Source organism: Rhodococcus phenolicus, from assembly GCF_001646785.1.
Taxonomy (GTDB): domain Bacteria; phylum Actinomycetota; class Actinomycetes; order Mycobacteriales; family Mycobacteriaceae; genus Rhodococcus; species Rhodococcus phenolicus.
In genome coordinates this window covers 1-925 of the sequence record NZ_LRRH01000121.1, presented here as the reverse complement: position 1 = coordinate 925, position 925 = coordinate 1, and the positions used below count along the sequence as shown (strand labels likewise).

General features: G+C 68.2%; 1 protein-coding gene and 1 pseudogene. Both read right to left on the bottom strand.

Going from position 1 to position 925, the window contains the following annotated elements:
• The coding region (locus A8G15_RS26065; RefSeq protein WP_156665571.1) for a metal-dependent transcriptional regulator at nucleotides 1-441 on the bottom strand (441 nt) is incomplete at its 3' end.
• A gap of 66 nt (nucleotides 442-507) precedes the next feature.
• Nucleotides 508-891, bottom strand: a pseudogene (locus tag A8G15_RS32080) (metal ABC transporter permease); the annotation flags it as partial.
• Between the last annotated feature and the right edge of the window lie 34 nt (nucleotides 892-925).

The window sequence follows — 925 nt, the reverse complement described above, 5'->3', positions numbered from 1 at the left end:
GTCCGGGGTGGGGATCGGGTCGCCGTGCGGGTCGCGTTCGGGGAAGCCGAGTTTCGCGTCGAGCGCGGCGATCATCCGTTCCGACACGGCGTGTTCGAGGATCTCGGCCTCGTCGTGCACCTCGTCCCAGCCGTAGCCGAGCTCGCGGACGAGGAACGTCTCGATGAGCCGGTGCCGGCGCACCATCGCGACGGCGGCCGCGCGCCCCGCGTCGGTCAGCGAAATCGCGCCGTACCGCTCGTGGTCGAGCAGACCCTGGTCGCAGAGCCGGCGCACGGCTTCGGAGACGGTCGAGGCGGACACGCCGAGCTTCTCGGCGAGCAGTTTCGTGGAGACCTTCTCGCCGGACCATTCCTGCACGGTCCAGATGACCTTCAGGTAGTCCTGGGCGACGGAGGTCAGCGCTTCCGTCGTCGTGGTTGTCTCGCTCCTGTCAGGCACCTGCCCAGCGTCGGAGTAGTAGCTCGTGTACACACCGACGATCGACGACGCGACCGCGAGAACCGGCGCGAGGATCAGCATCCGGGAGATCCGGTCGGTGAGCAGGTACGCGGTGGCGCCCGGGATGATCAGCACGGCGACGACGAGAATCACCCCGACCGCCTGAATGGCCGACACGATCGTCACGGCCAGCAGCGCCAGCAGCAGTGCCGACAGTCGTGCGGGGGAGATGCCGAGCGTGTGGGCCTGGACGCGATCGAAGGCGAACAGGGTCAGGTCCCGGCGCTTGACGACGAGCACACCGAACACGGCCGCGGCAAGCAGCGACACCTGCCACACGTCGGTCGCGGCCAGGCCGAGGAGGTTGCCGAACAGGACGTGGTGCAGGTCCACCTGGCTGGGATTCTTCGAGATCAGCACGACTCCGAGCGCGAAGAGCGTGGTGAACACGACGCCGATCGCGGCGTCCTCCTTGACCCTGGTG